General features: G+C 64.7%; 11 protein-coding genes and 1 tRNA gene. 8 read left to right on the top strand and 4 right to left on the bottom strand.

The window, feature by feature from the left end; translation table 11 throughout:
- Positions 1-37 precede the first annotated feature (37 nt).
- Positions 38-114: transfer RNA gene (locus J2808_RS19755), tRNA-Pro, on the top strand.
- A 105-nt stretch (positions 115-219) separates the two neighbouring features.
- Here the strand turns inward: J2808_RS19755 and J2808_RS19750 are convergent.
- Both J2808_RS19750 and J2808_RS19745 read right to left on the bottom strand, forming a co-directional pair.
- A complete protein-coding gene (locus J2808_RS19750) occupies positions 220-1,089 on the bottom strand; it encodes an Fpg/Nei family DNA glycosylase (RefSeq protein ID WP_309820053.1) in 870 nt (289 codons plus the stop codon).
- Between the two features lie 4 nt (positions 1,090-1,093).
- Positions 1,094-1,711, bottom strand: coding sequence for a hypothetical protein (locus tag J2808_RS19745; protein WP_309820051.1), 618 nt, complete (start codon positions 1,709-1,711; stop codon positions 1,094-1,096).
- Between the two features lie 118 nt (positions 1,712-1,829).
- Here J2808_RS19745 and gcvH point away from each other — a divergent pair, with 118 nt between their 5' ends.
- The 5 genes from gcvH to J2808_RS19720 all read left to right on the top strand — a co-directional run bounded on the left by gcvH (position 1,830) and on the right by J2808_RS19720 (position 4,919).
- Positions 1,830-2,216, top strand: coding sequence for a glycine cleavage system protein GcvH (gcvH, locus tag J2808_RS19740; RefSeq protein ID WP_191081417.1), 387 nt, complete (start codon positions 1,830-1,832; stop codon positions 2,214-2,216).
- Between the two features lie 145 nt (positions 2,217-2,361).
- The gene (locus tag J2808_RS19735) at positions 2,362-2,841 is read left to right on the top strand and encodes an FHA domain-containing protein (RefSeq protein ID WP_309820047.1); all 480 of its coding nucleotides are present in this window, start codon (positions 2,362-2,364) and stop codon (positions 2,839-2,841) included.
- A gap of 23 nt (positions 2,842-2,864) precedes the next feature.
- Positions 2,865-3,581: a transcriptional regulator FtsR gene (gene ftsR / locus J2808_RS19730; protein ID WP_309820045.1), complete on the top strand. Its 717-nt coding sequence runs from the start codon at positions 2,865-2,867 to the stop codon at positions 3,579-3,581.
- Positions 3,581-4,084 (top strand): bifunctional nuclease family protein, encoded by a 504-nt coding sequence (locus tag J2808_RS19725; RefSeq protein WP_309820043.1) that lies wholly within the window; start codon positions 3,581-3,583, stop codon positions 4,082-4,084. Before ftsR ends, J2808_RS19725 begins: the two co-directional genes overlap by 1 nt.
- Positions 4,085-4,322: 238 nt before the next feature.
- Positions 4,323-4,919, top strand: a complete 597-nt coding sequence (locus J2808_RS19720; protein ID WP_164200902.1) for a MerR family transcriptional regulator — start codon at positions 4,323-4,325, stop codon at positions 4,917-4,919.
- 143 nt (positions 4,920-5,062) lie between these two features.
- Here the strand turns inward: J2808_RS19720 and J2808_RS19715 are convergent, their stop codons facing one another.
- Positions 5,063-5,884, bottom strand: a complete 822-nt coding sequence (locus J2808_RS19715) for a ParA family protein (RefSeq protein WP_309820039.1) — start codon at positions 5,882-5,884, stop codon at positions 5,063-5,065.
- A 303-nt stretch (positions 5,885-6,187) separates the two neighbouring features.
- Between J2808_RS19715 and J2808_RS19710 the strand changes: the two genes are divergently transcribed.
- Positions 6,188-9,583, top strand: coding sequence for a pyruvate carboxylase (locus J2808_RS19710; protein WP_309820037.1), 3,396 nt, complete (start codon positions 6,188-6,190; stop codon positions 9,581-9,583).
- 97 nt (positions 9,584-9,680) lie between these two features.
- Here the strand turns inward: J2808_RS19710 and J2808_RS19705 are convergent, their stop codons facing one another.
- The gene (locus J2808_RS19705; protein WP_309820035.1) at positions 9,681-11,489 is read right to left on the bottom strand and encodes an AMP-dependent synthetase/ligase; all 1,809 of its coding nucleotides are present in this window, start codon (positions 11,487-11,489) and stop codon (positions 9,681-9,683) included.
- A gap of 177 nt (positions 11,490-11,666) precedes the next feature.
- Here J2808_RS19705 and J2808_RS19700 point away from each other — a divergent pair, with 177 nt between their 5' ends.
- On the top strand, positions 11,667-12,758 hold the full coding sequence (locus tag J2808_RS19700) for an ROK family glucokinase (protein ID WP_309820033.1): 1,092 nt from the start codon (positions 11,667-11,669) through the stop codon (positions 12,756-12,758).
- Positions 12,759-12,788: the final 30 nt, after the last annotated feature.

Genomic DNA, 12,788 nt, shown 5'->3' with positions numbered 1-12,788 from the left:
CACTGGGAGTAAACGCAGCGGAGAACGGCGGGACTAACGGGCTGTAGCGCAGCTTGGTAGCGCACTTGACTGGGGGTCAAGGGGTCGCAGGTTCAAATCCTGTCAGCCCGACCAAAACAGAAGCACCCCGGAGATTTTTCTCCGGGGTGCTTCTGTTTTGTGCCGTCTTTTCGGATTGCTGGCAACTGCTTCAGGAATTTCCCAACCTCAGGAATTTTCCTACTTCAGGAACTTCGAAGTCCGGCGGTCCGCCAATACCTTTCCATGTGTCTGGCAGGTGGGGCAGTACTGCAGGGCAGTGTCGGCGAACGACACCTCCCGGACTGTATCCCCGCATACCGGGCAGGCCTCGCCGGTCCGGGCATGGACCCGCATGTGGCTGCGCTTGACGTCCTTGAGCTCATTGGGCGGCTTGCCCACGGCCTCGGCCAGGGCTGTTCCCAGAATGTCGTGGATCGAGTCGTACAGGACCTGGACGGTCTCGCGGTCCAGTGACTTGGCAATGGCGAAGGGGGAGATCCTGGCGGCATGCAGGATCTCGTCGCTGTAGGCGTTCCCGATCCCTGCAATCACGCTCTGGCTGCGCAGGAGGCCCTTGACCTGTTGGGAACTGGAACCAAGGATCCGCGCGAGCGTGTCGGCGTCGAATTCCTCGCTGAACGGGTCCGGCCCTAGGGCCGCGATGCCCGGCACATCGTGGGGATCGCGTACCACGTAGACGGCCAGGCTCTTTTTGGTCCCGGCCTCGGTGAGATCCATGCCGTGCCGGCCGTCGGGAGCCGTGAACGCGAGCCGGGTGGCGATATGGCCTTTGCCCAGCCGGAGCTGCGTGTCGGTTGGCGCGTCGGTGAAGCGGACCCAGCCAGCGCGGGCGAGGTGGAAGACGAAGGAGGGCCCATCAGTGTCGATGCAGATGAACTTACCGAACCGCCGCACGCCGGCAACAGTGCTGCCCTCCAACGCCGTGTAGGGCGGATCTGCGGTCTTCAGCACGGCGAATGAGACGATTTGGACTTTCTGCACCAACGCGCCGCGCAGCTGCTCGTCCAGGAATCCGGCCAGGCCTGCAACCTCGGGAAGCTCCGGCATGGCTCTACCTGCGGTCAGCCTGGCTGTCGGAAACGGCCGCCGCTGCAGGAGTGGTTGCTTCAGCGCCGCTGCTATCCGCTGCCTTCGATGCCAGGGAACGTTCGGCATCGGCCTTCCTGAACGCCTTCACCTTATTGCCGCGCTGCCTCCAGATCTTCCCGAGGACGGCGCCAACTATGAAAATTACGACGGCGGCAATCGCCGCTATCTGCGTCCACAGCGGGAACCAGGTGGCCTCGGTCCCGAGGATCCGTTGGCCGTTGTGCGCGGCCTGCGAGTTGCCGAACATGATCCCGGCGGTCAGGAGGTTGGGCGTCGCCAGTGCCACCGCGGCAACCAGGATCACAGCCGTCCACGGCCAACTGACGGTTTTGTGCGTTGCCTGCCACGCCACCAGAAGAGGCACAAACGTGAAAACGAACCCGTAGAACATCCCCACGAGGATCCCGGCGCCGAGGTTGCCCTGGACCTGGCCGCGGATTACGTTCGCCCACCACACCGGCAGGATGGCCGCCAAGGCAAAATAGGCAATAACAACTACCAGTAGTGCCACGCTGCCAAGGATGATCCGGGCAGCCCAATTTCCCTTTTTCCTGGGCGTCTCCTGTGCCGGTGATCTCATGCGTCCCATCATGTCAGAATCATCCTCGAACGCTTATGGAGTTGTGCCTATACTTTCAGCGGCGGCTTGTTTTCCAGGCCCCGTTGACATTAGTGATTGACCCGATGAAAGGCCCCTGATGAGCAACATTCCCGAAGACCTGTCCTACACCGCCGAGCATGAGTGGGTAACCGCACCGAACGCCGACGGCGTGGTCCGGGTGGGCATCACAGATTTCGCCCAGGACGCACTCGGAGATGTTGTATACGCACAGATGCCTGAAGCTGGCAGCAAAGTAACGGCGAACGAAGTTGTGGGTGAGGTGGAATCCACCAAGAGCGTCAGCGACATCTACGCTCCCGTGAGCGGCGAGGTGGTTGCCCGCAACGAATCCCTCGACACCGATTCGGCGTTGATCAACACGGATCCATACGGCGATGGCTGGCTGATCGAGATCAAACTCGCCGAAGCCGACGCCGTGGAATCTTTGCTCAGTGCATCCGAGTACGAACAGCAGGTAGGCTAAACATAACGGGTTCATCCGCTCCGGCCTACGGGCGTCTTCGCACGTCAGTGGCCGGATCGGGACCCGAGCCGTATCTGTGCGGGGCAATCCGTCAGGGTAAATGTTGAATGCAGTCGTGTGAGCTGCAGCGAAAGAGGAGGAATCCATGGTTGGCCACAAAAAGGACCATGCCGAAGGCGACTACGGCAAAGGTGCGGCCAGGGCTTCGGAGACCACCTCGATCCATCTCACCCCCGTCACCGACGAACCCACCATGGCGCCGCCCAGGCTGTCCAGTGAGGAACGCTTGTCCGTGGAGGCACTGCCTGCCGGTTCGGCGCTCCTGGTAGCCCACAGCGGACCTAATGCCGGCGCCCGCTTCCTGCTGGACACGGACACCACCACCGCCGGGCGGCACCCGGATGCCGACATCTTCCTCGATGACGTCACCGTCTCGCGGCGCCACGTCGAGTTCCGCCGCACCGCCCGGAGCTTTGAAGTGGTGGACACCGGCAGCCTCAACGGCACATACGTCAACCATGACCGCGTTGACAGCGTTGAGCTCAAATCCGGGAACGAAGTCCAGATCGGCAAGTTTCGCCTTACCTTCTACCTGAGCCCTGCCCGCGCAGCAGGCCGCGCCTGATTCCGGGACACTTGCCTGTGGCAATGGCACAACCGGAACGCCGGGGGCCCCAAGTCCTGAACATCGGGGAAGTCCTCGCCCAGCTCAGCGGCGACTTTCCAGGCATGAGTGCGTCCAAAATCAGGTTCCTTGAGGAAAAGGGACTGATCAACCCGCGCCGGACCCCGGCCGGCTACCGGCAGTACGCAGAGAGCGACGTTGAGCGCCTCCGCTTTGTGCTTGCCCTGCAACGGGACCAGTATCTCCCCTTGAAAGTCATCAAGGACTACCTTGATGCGATCGACAGGGGAGAGCGCCCGGAAAACCTGCCGCCCGGCGTCGTGGTTTCGCCTCGGATCGTCTCTGATGAACTGGCCGCCGAGCTCCAAAACCGCGGACGGAAATTCAGTGAGGAGCAACTGCGGGCTGAATCCGGTGCGAGTGTCCCGCTGCTCCAGTCGTTGCTCAGCTTCGGGCTGGTCAGCCACAGCAACGGCAAATTTGATGAACACGCGCTCCAGGTGGCCCGGGCCTGCGTGCAGCTGGAAGGCCACGGCCTGGAGCCGCGCCATCTGCGCCCATTCCAGGCCGCGGCGGAACGTGAATTCGGGCTCGTGGAGCGGGCTGTCGCCCCCCTGGCCTCCCGGCGCGATTCCGCTTCCCAAGCGCGGGCTGCCGAAGCAGCCCGCGAAATAAGCGACCTTTGTTTGATTCTGCACCGCGCCCTGGTGCAGGACCGGATCTCACGTATGGACATCTGATGATCGAAGTCGAGATCGTAGGCGTTCGCATCGAACTGCCATCCAACCAGCCGCTGGTCCTCCTGCGCGAGATCCATGGTGAGCGCCACGTGCCCATCTGGATCGGAACGCCCGAGGCCAGTGCCATTGCCCTGGCCCAGCAGGGGGTTGTGCCGCCGCGGCCCATGACCCACGACCTCCTGGTGGACGTTGTGGAAACCCTGGGCCATTCGGTTGTCAGCGTGAACATCGTGGCGGTCGAGGACAACATTTTCTACGGCCAGCTCCAGTTCGAGAACGGCACCACCGTCAGTTCACGCGCGTCGGACGCCCTGGCAATTGCCCTGCGGGCAAAGTGCCGGATCTGGTGTGCTGACTCGGTGATGGATGAAGCCGGTGTCCGCATCACGGAACACGATGAAGGCGAGGACACCGAGCCGGGCCCCACCGTGGACGAGGAGCGGGAGCTGCGGCGTTTCCGCGAGTTCCTGGATGACGTGGAGCCCGAGGATTTCGACGGCTGAGATCACGCTAAGGTTAAAGTTGAGGCTGAAAGTTCCGACACGCCTGCGCCAAGGGGCCTAGATCTTTGACCTGAGGGCGCCGCGGGCCTAACGTCGAAGGTATCAAGCTCCCATTGCTTACAGCAGCCGCGCAAGTCACACTGTAAAAGTACGACCCCCGCGAAATTACATGCATGGACTTCATGTGTGAACTGGCTGATGCAGTGGTCCCCGGGAGCTTAGAAGAAGGAGGATCCAGGTGAGTCCCAAAGGCGAAGCAGGCGGGTTGAAGCAGTCCACAACGGCTGGTGTGGCCCTGCCCGCGAGCGGTGCCCAGGGCCTCCTGTTTACCGAAGACCTTCCCGTCCTCGACGAAGACGCCGGCTACCGCGGCCCCACAGCCTGCAAGGCTGCGGGCATCACCTACCGCCAGCTGGACTATTGGGCGCGCACCGGGCTGGTCGAACCTGCCGTCCGTGGTGCTGCCGGTTCCGGGTCCCAGCGGCTTTATGGCTTCCGCGACATCCTGGTACTCAAAGTGGTCAAGCGCCTGCTGGATACGGGGGTCTCGCTTCAGCAGATCCGTTCAGCAGTGGAGCACCTGCGCGAACGCGGCGTCGAGGATCTGGCACAAATCACGCTCATGAGCGACGGCGCGAGCGTCTACGAATGCACATCGGCTGACGAGGTCATCGATCTTGTCCAGGGCGGTCAGGGTGTTTTCGGCATCGCAGTGGGCCGCGTCTGGCGCGAAGTCGAGGGCAGCCTGGCTTCCCTGCCGAGCGAACACGCGGCGGTACAGTCCTTTCCCGACGACGAACTGAGCAAACGTCGCGCCTCACGCAAGATCAGCTAACCGCTCTCCTGCCAACAACAGACCCGCAGACAAAAGAAGAGGCCACCCCGAGACGGGGTGGCCTCTTCTGTTCTCTGGAGTCTGTTCCTGGGGGAGTTCCGTAGGACAGTCCTGTGGCGGCGGAAAACCAGAACTCAGGTGGCCTAACGCTGGGTACGGTTGCGCAATCCGCTGCCGGTGGCCAGCAGATTGGCCAGGAGGGCATCGAACAAGGCAGCCGAGGATTTGGCTGACTCCCCGGGCCAATGGTGTACCGGATGGGCGGCACCCTGTATCTGCTGCCAGTTGGCCTGTTCCGGAATTCGCGGGCTCAGCAGCAGGTCACCAAACATCGACTCCATCTCGGCGAGCCGGTAAGCGTGTTCGGACGAGCCGGTACGCACGCGGTTGGCCACGATGCCGGCGGCCGAGAGATTCGGGGCGAATTCCTGCTTGAAGAGCTGGATGGCGCGCATGGTCCGTTCCGTGCCTGCCACGGAAAACAGTCCCGGCTCTGCCACGAGTGCCACTTTGTCGCTCGCGGACCAGGCCATCCGGGTCAGGCCATTGAGGGACGGCGGGCAGTCGATGAGCACCAGCTCATAGTTGCTGGCACCGGCAAGGACGGCCGAGAGTCGCCGGAGGTCGCGGCGGCCAAGGTCGGGGCGGTCGTAGATGCCGGTGTAGGCCGAGCCCACCGCGACGTCCAGTACAGCTGGTCCGGATCCGTTCGAATGCGCCCGTGCCGTCCAGGAGCTGCCCGCCACGTTCTCGGCCAGCTTCGCCCGGCGGGGGCTCTTGAGCATCCGGCCGATGTCCAACTGGTCCCCTGGCTGGACTCCGAGGGCGGTGGTTGCGTCTGCATGGGGGTCAAGGTCCACCACCAGTGTGGGGATGCCCGCGGCAAGCGCCGCAGACGCCAATCCTGTGGTGACGGAAGTCTTGCCGACTCCGCCCTTGAGGCTGCTGATGCTGACTACTTGCACTTGTGAGACCAATACCTAACGCCGGCTGCCGTGTTGGGGGTAATGTTTGCTCCGGCAGTGCCGAAGCCGGGCGGCTCCTGCCGCCTTACTCATCATATGTGGCTATGCCGGTGAATACTGCTTTATGGGTGCGCGGCATGGCATCGCGGTCCGGTCAGCGGGCCGATTGTGCCAGCCTCTGTCGGGGCATGCGGGACATGACAGGGGTTTCTGTGACTGTGGACACAATAATTTGTATTTGTGTGCACAGGTCTTAGACACTGTGACCACCTATCGATACACCCGCAATGATGCAGGAGAAGTATGTTTTCCAAAATTCTGGTGGCCAACCGCGGCGAAATCGCGATCCGGGCCTTCCGCGCCAGCTACGAGCTGGGCGCCAAGACCGTTGCTGTCTTTCCCAACGAGGACCGAAACTCGATCCACCGCCAGAAGGCTGATGAGGCGTATCTGATCGGCGAAGAGGGGCACCCCGTGCGGGCCTACCTTGACGTTGCAGAGGTGGTGCGCGTCGCCAAGGAATCCGGTGCGGACGCCATCTACCCAGGCTACGGGTTCCTCTCCGAAAACCCGGACCTTGCCCGCGCCGCCCAGGAAGCGGGCATCACCTTTGTGGGCCCGCCGGCTGAAGTGCTTGAGCTGGCCGGAAACAAGGTGGCAGCGCTCAAGGCTGCACGTGATGCAGGCGTCCCTGTCCTGAAGTCGAGCGAGCCGTCCAAGGACCTGGATGAGCTCATCGCTGCCGCTGACGAGATCGGCTTCCCCATCTTTGCCAAGGCCGTCGCCGGCGGTGGCGGACGTGGCATGCGCCGCGTCGACACCCGTGAGGCCCTTCCTGAGGCGCTGCAGGCGGCGATGCGCGAGGCCGATGCGGCCTTTGGTGACCCCACCATGTTCCTGGAGCAGGCAGTCCTTCGCCCGCGTCACATCGAGGTGCAGATCCTGGCGGACGCCGAGGGTAACGTCATTCACCTGTTCGAGCGTGACTGCTCCATCCAGCGCCGCCACCAGAAGGTCATCGAAATCGCGCCGGCGCCCAACCTGGATGAAGGAATCCGCCAGGCCCTCTACCGCGACGCCGTGAAGTTCGCCAAGGCCCTGAACTACGTCAACGCCGGAACGGTCGAGTTCCTGGTGGACACCGTCGGCGAACGCGCCGGCCAGCACGTTTTCATCGAGATGAACCCGCGCATCCAGGTGGAGCACACCGTCACCGAGGAAGTGACCGACGTTGACCTGGTGCAGGCACAACTCCGGATCGCCTCCGGCGAAACCCTCGCGGACCTTGGCCTCTCCCAGGAGACGGTCCAGCTCAAGGGCGCTGCGCTGCAGTGCCGCATCACCACCGAGGATCCTGCCAACGGGTTCCGTCCCGACGTCGGAAAGATCACCGGCTACCGTTCCGCCGGCGGCGCCGGTGTACGGCTCGACGGCGGCACCGTGTACTCGGGTGCCGAAATCAGCCCGCACTTCGACTCCATGCTGGTGAAGCTGAGCTGCCGCGGGCGTGACTACCCGGCTGCCGTAGCCCGTGCACGCCGCGCCCTCGCGGAATTCCGCATCCGCGGCGTGTCCACCAACATTTCCTTCCTGCAGGCCGTGCTGGACGATGCCGACTTTATTGCCGGCAATGTGGCCACGAACTTCATCGATGAGCGTCCGCAGCTCCTGAAGGCCCGGGTTTCTGCTGACCGAGGCACCAAGCTCCTCACATGGCTGGCCGAAGTGACGGTCAACAAGCCCAACGGCGAGCTTAAGGTGCAGTCGGATCCGGCGGCCAAGCTGCCTGCCGTGGGCGATCAGACGCCACTTCCCGGCTCCCGCCAGCGCCTCCAGGAGCTCGGCCCGGAAGGCTTCGCGAAGGCCCTGCGCGAACAGACGGCTGTTGCTGTCACCGACACCACTTTCCGCGACGCCCACCAGTCGCTCCTTGCCACCCGGGTCCGCACCCGCGACCTCGTGGCGGCCGGTCCAGCCGTTACCGCGCTGTTGCCGGAACTCCTGTCCGTCGAAGCCTGGGGCGGCGCCACCTATGACGTGGCCCTGCGTTTCCTCGGCGAGGATCCGTGGGACCGCCTTGCTGCCTTGCGGAAGGCGCTGCCTAACGTCTGCCTGCAGATGCTGCTGCGCGGCCGGAACACCGTTGGCTACACGCCGTACCCGGAAGAGGTGACCGAGGCTTTCGTCAACGAGGCTGCGGCCACCGGCATCGACATCTTCCGCATCTTCGATGCCCTGAACGACGTGAACCAGATGGCCCCCGCCATCCGCGCCGTCCGTGCCACCGGCACGGCAGTGGCGGAAGTAGCCCTCTGCTACACCGGGGACATGCTGAACCCCGATGAGAAGCTCTACACGCTGGACTACTACCTGGAACTGGCCCAGCGGATTGTCGACGCCGGCGCCCACATCCTGGCCATCAAGGACATGGCCGGGCTGCTCCGCCCGGCGGCGGCCGCCAAGCTGGTTGCCGCCCTCCGTGAACGCTTCGACCTCCCGGTCCACCTCCACACCCACGACACCGCCGGCGGCCAGCTGGCCACCCTGCTCGCGGCAGTTGACGCCGGCGTCGACGCCGTGGACGTTGCATCCGCATCGCTGGCCGGCACCACCAGCCAGGTCTCAGCCTCCGCCCTTGTGGCGGCGCTTGCCCACACTCCGCGGGACACCGGCCTGAACCTGGACGCAGTCAGCTCACTGGAGCCGTACTGGGAGGCCGTGCGCCGCGTCTACGCGCCGTTCGAATCAGGACTGCCGGGCCCCACAGGCCGGGTCTACAAGCACGAAATCCCTGGCGGCCAGCTCTCCAACCTGCGCCAGCAGGCCATGGCGCTGGGACTGGGGGAGCGCTTCGAGGCGATCGAGGACATGTACACCGCCGCGGACCGTATCCTGGGCCGCCTGGTGAAGGTCACGCCGTCCTCGAAGGTAGTGGGCGACCTCGCCCTGCACCTGGTGGGACTCAACGCTGATCCCGCGGACTTCAACGAGAACCCGCAGAACTACGACATCCCCGACTCCGTCATCGGGTTCCTGTCCGGCGAACTCGGCGACCCGCCCGGAGGCTGGCCGGAGCCGTTCCGCACAAAGGCACTCCAGGGCCGCAGCATCAAGGTCCGCGACGTTGACCTCAGCCCCGAGGACAGCGCCGCGCTCAAGAGCGATTCCAAGACCCGGCAGGGTACCCTCAACCGGCTTCTCTTCGAGGGTCCCACCAAGGATTACCTCAAGAGCGTGGAGACCTACGGCAACATCTCCGTACTCGACACCCGCGACTACCTCTATGGTCTTCAGCGTGGCGCCGAGCACGAGATCCAGCTCGAAAAGGGCGTCCGGCTGATTGCCTCGCTGGAGGCCGTGTCCGAGCCCGACGAAAAGGGCATGCGCACGGTGATGTGCACGCTGAACGGACAGTCCCGCCCCGTCGTTGTCCGTGACCGTTCCGTGGTGAGCAACGTCAAGGCTGCCGAGAAGGCGGATCCGGCCCAGCAGGGCCACGTCGCCGCGCCGTTCGCCGGCGCTGTCACTGTGACGGTCAAGGCCGGCGATACGGTCAATGCGGGAGACACCGTGGCCACCATCGAAGCGATGAAGATGGAAGCGTCCATCACGACGCCGGTGGCAGGCACAGTCTCACGCCTCGCCATTTCAGCAGTGGAGCAGGTCCAGGGCGGGGACCTACTCCTCGTCGTCGAGTAGCCACTTAAAGCAACGCGGGGTCACTTCCCGCCCAATGGGGACTCTCCCATGGGCGGTAAGTGACCCCGCGTTGTTGTTTGCTTGGGACGGATATCCGCTAGCTGCGCGGCGCGCCGTACATTTCCTCGATGACTGTCTCGAAGTCCTTCATCACCTGGGCCCGCTTCACCTTCATGGACGGCGTCAGGTGGCCGGACGCCTCCGTGAAGTCCGAAGCGACGATCCGGAATGACTTGATGGCCTCCGCCTGCGACACCGAGGCGTTGGCCTGCGTGATGAGGTCCTGCACGGCTGCCTTGACCACGGGATTCTCCACCGCCTCATCCAGCGTGGTGGTGTTCGGCAGGCCGTGGCGCTGGAGCCAGCCCGGCAGGGCTTCCTGGTCCAGGGTCACCAGTGCGCCGATGAACGGCCGGTTGTCGCCCACCACCAGGACCTGGGAAACCAGCGCATCCGCCCGGATCTGGTCTTCCAGGAGGGCGGGGATCACGTTCTTGCCGCCGGCCGTGACAATGATTTCCTTCTTGCGGCCGGTGATCCACAGGAAGCCGTCGTCATCGAGCCGTCCGATGTCGCCGGTGCGGAACCAGTCATCGGCAAACGTATCCGCCATCAGGTCATCGCGCTGGTAGTAGCCGCGCATGACGCAGACGCCCTTGGCCAGGATCTCGCCGTCCTCGGCAATCTTCACCGAGTTGCCAGGCAGGGGCTTCCCCACGGAGCCGATCTTGATCAGCGAGGGCGTGTTGACGGAGATTGGGGCGGTAGTCTCGGTCAGGCCGTAGCCCTCGAGCACTTGCAGGCCGATGCCCTGGAAGAAGTGGCCCAGTCGCTCTCCCAGTGGCCCGCCGCCGGACACGGCGTGGGCAACATGCCCGCCCATGGCGGCACGTAGCTTGCCATAGACCAGCTTGTCGAACAGTGCATGGCGGAGCTTCAGGCCGAGGCCAACGTGCCCTGCCTGCCTGGCCTTGGAGAAGGCGATAGCGGTATCCGCGGCCCGGTGGAAGATGGGGCCCTTGCCGCCGTCCTCGGCCTTTGTCAGCGCCGAGTTGTAGACCTTCTCGAAGACCCGCGGAACAGCCAGGATAAACGTGGGCTCGTAGCTCTGCAGGTCGGCAAGCAGGTTCTTGATGTCCGGGGTATGCGCCACGGTGGTTCCGGCGGCCATGGCCAGAACGGAGATGAAGCGCGCGAACACGTGCGCCAGCGGCAGGAACATGATGGTCTTGGCGTTCTCGTGCACAATCTCGCCGATGATGGCCAGGGCGTTGTCGGAGAGCTCAACGAAGTTCCCGTGGGTCAGCTCGCAGCCCTTGGGCCGGCCCGTGGTTCCTGACGTGTAGATGATGGTGGCGATGTCGTCCAGGTTGGCGGCACTGCGGCGGGCCTCAAGGTCGGCGTCGCTGACGTCCCGCCCGGCTTCGCGGACCGCGTCCAGCCCGGCGCCTTCGAGCTGCCAGACGTGCTGCAGGGCGGTAAGTCCCTCGGAGGTGGCCGCCTGCCGGATGATGTCCTCGTGGTGGGCGGCTTCGCCGAAGGCGGCGACGGCGCCCGAGTCGCCCAGGTTCCAGGCAACCTGCGACGGGGAGGAGGTCTCGTAGATGGGCACCGAAACAGCGCCGGCAAACCAGATGGCGAAGTCAATGAGCGCCCATTCGTAGCGCGTGCGCGACATAATGCCAACCCGGTCGCCTGCACCCACGCCGCTTGCGATCAGGCCCTTGGCAAGCGCGGAGACGTCGGCCAGGAAGTCCTTCGCGGAGACGTCCTGCCAGGCGCCAGCGGAATTCAGCCGCGAGAACAGCGCCGGGTTGCTGGGCTTGGCGGCCTGCCGCAGCACAAGATCGGTGATGTTGGTTTCCGGTGGGACAACAACCAGCGGCGGAACACTGAATTCGCGCACTATAGCTCCTTTGATATCCATAGACCCGCACAGGGTATGCCTAAAGACTAATACGCCTGCCACGTGGCCGTGCTGCATTAAACCTACTGGCCAGTAACATTGGAGTCAACGGGTGTCCGAAACGCACCGGGCCAGGCTTCCGGAACCGTGGCCGGAGCGCGCCTAGAATGGGGCACTATGTATGCAACGTCCCCCGGCGAGCAGGCCGGCCCGCCCACGCGTCCAGTGCCGTGGCGGCGGCGGCCCCGGCCTGCGCGGACGCAGCCGTGGCGGGGACAACGGTTCCGCGAGCATCTGCGGCTTGGACGCAAGGGCCTCGCGATCGGGATCGACATCGGCGGCACGAAGGTGGCGGCCGGTGTAGTGGACGCTGACGGCAGGATCCTCAGTGAATCGCGCCGGTCCACTCCCGGCAGTGACCCGCGGGCCGTGGAGCAGGTCATCGTAGAACTCGTTGACGAGCTTGGCGCCAGCTACCGGATCCGGTCAGTGGGCATCGGGGCGGCCGGGTGGATGGACCTGGACGGCGGAACGGTGCTTTTCAGTCCGCACCTCGCGTGGCGCAATGAGCCTTTGCGGGCCAACCTGCAGCGCCTCCTGCGCCGGCCCATCCTGCTGACGAACGACGCCGACGCCGCAGCCTGGGCGGAATGGCGCTATGGTGCGGGGCAAGGTGAGGACAGGATGGTGTGCATCACCCTCGGCACCGGCATCGGCGGTGCGATGGTGATGGATGGCCGCGTGGAGCGCGGCCGGTTTGGCGTCGCCGGCGAATTTGGCCACCAGATCATCATGCCGGGCGGACACCGCTGTGAGTGCGGCAACCGGGGCTGCTGGGAGCAGTACGCCTCCGGCAATGCATTGGGGCGCGAGGCGAGGATCCTGGCGGCGGCCAATTCGCCGGTGGCCCAGGAGCTGCTGGCGTCCGTTGGCGGCAGCACGGACCTGATCACCGGGGCGATAGTCACTGAGCTGGCCCTGGCCGGCGACGCGGCGTGCCGCGAACTCCTGGACGAAGTGGGCGAGTGGCTGGGCCTTGGGTTGGCGAACCTGGCAGCCTCGCTGGACCCGGGGCTCTTTGTGATTGGCGGCGGACTCTGTTCTGCGGGAGACCTGCTGGTGGAGCCGGCCCGCAAGGCGTTCGCCAGGAACCTGACGGGCCGTGGCTTCCGCCCGGCGGCCGGCATCGAGCTGGCAGCGCTCGGACCCAACGCAGGGCTCATCGGAGCCGCGGATTTGTCCCGGGTGAGCAGCCGCGTGCGCAGCTAAACGCTCGCGTCAATGTGGAAGCTGCCAGTT

It is taken from the genome of Pseudarthrobacter sulfonivorans, assembly GCF_031454915.1.
GTDB classification, from domain to species: domain Bacteria; phylum Actinomycetota; class Actinomycetes; order Actinomycetales; family Micrococcaceae; genus Arthrobacter; species Arthrobacter sulfonivorans_C.
Note: the sequence above shows the minus strand (reverse complement) of the source record. Positions and strands in the feature narration are given on the sequence as shown.

What these genes read in the sequence shown, in the direction of transcription:
- J2808_RS19745 (WP_309820051.1), bottom strand. Translation starts at nt 1,711, where the DNA reads ATGAGATCACCGGCACAGGAGACGCCCAGGAAAAAGGGAAATTGGGCT.
- J2808_RS19710 (WP_309820037.1), top strand. Translation starts at nt 6,188, where the DNA reads ATGTTTTCCAAAATTCTGGTGGCCAACCGCGGCGAAATCGCGATCCGG.
- J2808_RS19750 (WP_309820053.1), bottom strand. Translation starts at nt 1,089, where the DNA reads ATGCCGGAGCTTCCCGAGGTTGCAGGCCTGGCCGGATTCCTGGACGAG.
- J2808_RS19735 (WP_309820047.1), top strand. Translation starts at nt 2,362, where the DNA reads ATGGTTGGCCACAAAAAGGACCATGCCGAAGGCGACTACGGCAAAGGT.
- J2808_RS19700 (WP_309820033.1), top strand. Translation starts at nt 11,667, where the DNA reads ATGTATGCAACGTCCCCCGGCGAGCAGGCCGGCCCGCCCACGCGTCCA.
- J2808_RS19725 (WP_309820043.1), top strand. Translation starts at nt 3,581, where the DNA reads ATGATCGAAGTCGAGATCGTAGGCGTTCGCATCGAACTGCCATCCAAC.
- ftsR (WP_309820045.1), top strand. Translation starts at nt 2,865, where the DNA reads ATGGCACAACCGGAACGCCGGGGGCCCCAAGTCCTGAACATCGGGGAA.
- gcvH (WP_191081417.1), top strand. Translation starts at nt 1,830, where the DNA reads ATGAGCAACATTCCCGAAGACCTGTCCTACACCGCCGAGCATGAGTGG.